The 2,986-nt window shown below is 59.9% G+C and carries 4 protein-coding genes; 3 read left to right on the top strand and 1 reads right to left on the bottom strand.

Annotated features, from left to right (window positions below; translation table 11 throughout):
• From AC1DLB_RS26450 to AC1DLB_RS26440, 3 genes are all read left to right on the top strand, one after another.
• On the top strand, window positions 1-1,221 hold a 1,221-nt coding region (locus AC1DLB_RS26450), incomplete at its 5' end, for a C4-dicarboxylate transporter DctA (protein WP_477785952.1).
• A 53-nt stretch (window positions 1,222-1,274) separates the two neighbouring features.
• Window positions 1,275-1,979 carry a FadR/GntR family transcriptional regulator gene (locus AC1DLB_RS26445; protein ID WP_018925864.1) on the top strand — a complete coding sequence of 235 codons (705 nt, stop codon included), beginning with the start codon at window positions 1,275-1,277 and terminating at the stop codon, window positions 1,977-1,979.
• A gap of 26 nt (window positions 1,980-2,005) precedes the next feature.
• Window positions 2,006-2,695, top strand: coding sequence for a GntR family transcriptional regulator (locus AC1DLB_RS26440; protein WP_086945913.1), 690 nt, complete (start codon window positions 2,006-2,008; stop codon window positions 2,693-2,695).
• Between the two features lie 118 nt (window positions 2,696-2,813).
• On the opposite strand, the gene AC1DLB_RS26435 is transcribed toward AC1DLB_RS26440, so the two are convergent.
• Window positions 2,814-2,986, bottom strand: a 173-nt coding sequence (locus tag AC1DLB_RS26435; RefSeq protein ID WP_477785953.1) for a GTP-binding protein, incomplete at its 5' end; no start/stop codon positions are given.

Here is a 2,986-nt window from a genome sequence, read left to right as displayed (position 1 = left end):
GCCCAACTCAAACCCCTTGGCGACGGCTTCATCAAACTGATCAAGATGCTTATTGGCCTGATCGTGTTTTGCGTGGTGGTTAGCGGCATCAGCGGTGCCGGTGACCTGAAGAAGGTCGGACGCATCGGCCTCAAATCGGTCATCTACTTCGAAATACTGACCACCATCGCCCTGGTGATCGGCCTGGTGTTCGCCTTCACAACCGGCATCGGCAGCGGCGCGAACATTCATCTGGAGCAGCTCTCCGCCGCCGACATGGGCGACATCGCCCAGCGCGGTCAGCACATGCACACCACCACGCAGTTCCTGATGGACCTGATTCCGACCTCGGTGATCGGCGCCTTCGCCGACAACAACATCCTGCAAGTCCTGCTGTTTTCGGTGCTGTTCGGCAGCGCGCTGAATCTGGTGGGTGAAGCGGCGTCGGGTATTTCCCGGCTGATCAACGAGCTGAGCCATGTGATCTTCCGCATCATGGGCATGATCGTGCGCCTGGCGCCGATCGGCGTCTTCGGCGCCATCGCCTTCACCACCAGCAAATATGGCCTGGACTCGCTGCAACACCTGGGCAGCCTGGTCGGCCTGTTTTACCTGACCTGCGCGGCATTCGTGGCGCTGATTCTCGGCCTGGTGATGCGCCTCTCGGGCCTGCGGATGTGGCCACTGCTCAAGTACCTGCGCGAAGAACTGCTGATCGTCATGGGCACCGCCTCTTCCGACGCCGTGCTGCCACAAATCATGCGCAAGCTTGAGCATCTGGGCATCGGCAGCTCCACGGTCGGCCTGGTGATTCCGACCGGGTATTCGTTCAACCTTGATGGTTTTTCGATCTACCTGACCCTGGCCATTGTGTTCATCGCCAATGCCACCGGCACGCCGCTGGCCATGACTGACCTGCTGACGATTCTGCTGGTGTCGCTGATCACCTCCAAAGGTGCCCACGGGATTCCCGGCTCGGCGCTGGTGATTCTCGCCGCCACCCTGACGGCGATCCCGGCAATTCCGGTGGTGGGCCTGGTGCTGGTGCTGGCGGTGGACTGGTTCATGGGCATCGGCCGGGCGCTGACCAATCTGATTGGTAACTGCGTCGCCACGGTGGCCATTGCCCGCTGGGAAAAGGACATCGATATCCAACGGGCAAACAAAGTGCTGTCCGGCCAGGTGGGTTATACCTTCCAGCCGAGAAAACCGGTGGTCCCGGCACATCAGCAGGAATTTTAAACAGCGTGTGCCTGCCCACGGGCAGGCACATTTATCGCGATTTGGAGCGAACAGTGATTACCTCGTCAACCGTCGTAAATTCAGTGGTAGAAAAACTACGGGCCGCGCTGGCTCGCGGTCAGTGGCGTTCCGGCGACATGCTGCCGGGCCAGCGTGAACTGGCCGAACAACTGGGCATCAGCCGCCCAAGCCTGCGCGAAGCGGTGATCGTGCTGGAAACCCTCGGGCTGGTGCGCTCGATGCCGGGCAAAGGAGTGGTGGTGCTGGAGGCCAATCTCAGCGACAGCCAAAGCCACGACAGCGCAGTCGCCGGGGCCAGCCTGGAAGACGTGCTGCAACTGCGCTACACCCTCGAACCGTTCATCGTCGGCCTGGTGGCGCAGTCCATCAGCAGCAAGGAAGTCGGGCAACTGCGCCTGACCCTGATGGACATGCGCGAAGCCCTGGAAGCCAATGACAGCGAGGCCGGTGTGAACGCCTACATCGCGTTCCACGAAGAGTTGTTCACCCTGACCTCGAACCCGATTTTCCAGAGCGTGGTGCAGCAGACCAGCAATGCCCTCAAGCAAAGCGCCGACGTGCTGCGCAATTCTCCGGAGCACTTGGCTGAGCGCCTTGAAGAAAGCGAAGCCATGGTACGAGCGATACGCAGCAAAAACAGCGCCCAGGCCAGCGCCGAAATGCGTCGGCACATCCTTCGGGAAGGTCAACGGATGGGCATCGAATTGAATATCCCGGACGACCACCTCGGCAGTTGACCCCCTCTTCGAACTGGAGACAGGCCATGAACAGCTTCGCCTCACCACAAACGCTTGTTGCCCTGCCCTTTCGTCCGCCGGTGGATGATCTTTATTCGCGAATCTTCGACGCCATTCTCGAACAGCGCATCAATGCGGCCAGTCGCTTTACCGAAGAAAGCCTGGCGCAGATGTTCGGTGCCAGGCGCAGTGACATTCGTGGAGTACTGACGCAGCTGTCCCATCAGCAGATCATCATCCTGCGGACCAATCATCGCCCCCGGGTCGCCGATCCCGATGCCGAACAGACCCGTCAGACGCTTCATGCTCGCCGTCTGACCGAAGTCACGCTAGTGAAACTTGCCTGCCAGCAACCTCGTGCGCAAAACCTGAAGCGCCTGCGAGCCTTGATCGAAAGCGAACGCCAATGCAAGGAGCGTGGTCCAGCGATCCGGTTATCGGGGGAGTTTCACTTGCAACTGGCCGAAATGGCGGGAAATGCACCACTGGCGCATTTTCTTGGCAGTCTGGTGCCGCTGACTTCATTGGCGATTGCGCAGTATGACGCTCAGACCGGTGATTATTGCGGATGGCAGGAGCACATGGGGATTGTCGATGCGGTGGAACGTGGGAATGTGGTGATGGCCGAAATGTTGATGCACCGGCATCTGGATCATCTTGAGAAGGTACTGCTGCACTCCGGATCAGTACTCAGCCAGAATCGTGTTGCCGGGTAGATTGCCATCGCGAGCAGGCTCGATCCCACACTGGAAATGCATCCCCTTGTGGGAGCGACGGTGCGACGATTCGACCTGCTTGCGACGACGGCATCGGGYCCGCTGAAAATGTCGGGGCTTACTGCGCCGCAACCCGCGCAAACCCCTCGCGAATCTTCTCCTCCGGCAACTCATCGGCAATAAACACGATCACGCTTTCGCGCGTGTCATCGTCCGCCCACTCGGTATCCCAATCGAAGCCGTACAGTTTCAGCACGCCCTGGAACACCATGCGCCGCGGCTCACCAAGAA

The organism is Pseudomonas sp. 05N434 (assembly GCF_056396965.1).
The sequence above is the reverse complement of the archived record's forward strand: the minus strand, read 5'-3'. Positions and strand labels throughout refer to the sequence as shown.

Coding starts and splice junctions, on each gene's coding strand:
- AC1DLB_RS26440 (WP_086945913.1), top strand. CDS start 2,006: ATGAACAGCTTCGCCTCACCACAAACGCTTGTTGCCCTGCCCTTTCGT.